General features: G+C 34.3%; 1 protein-coding gene. It reads right to left on the minus strand.

Translation table 11 applies throughout. The features are described from left to right. Positions 1-242: hypothetical protein (locus tag SB679_RS26055; protein WP_410705292.1), on the minus strand; the 242-nt coding region annotated here is incomplete at both ends.

The raw sequence follows: 242 nt of genomic DNA on the forward strand, positions 1-242 counted from the left end.
CTTTAAAGACTTTTCAGGTTCACTATCAAAATGAACAGCTAAATATTTAATGCCTGTCATCTTATTTTTCCTGACTTGCGGGGCTATTCTTTTATAGTTTTCATCAAGCAGTGGCGGATAAGAAAAATCCTTTATCAACAGGTTTTTATCAAATAAATGCACCATCCTAAAATACAGGTCGAAGTTATGAATGCGCGTACTATATGCTATCTGATCTGTAAAACATGAATAATATCCAGCCG

It is taken from the genome of Chryseobacterium sp. SIMBA_029 (assembly GCF_046535275.1).
Classification (GTDB): Bacteria; Bacteroidota; Bacteroidia; order Flavobacteriales; family Weeksellaceae; genus Chryseobacterium.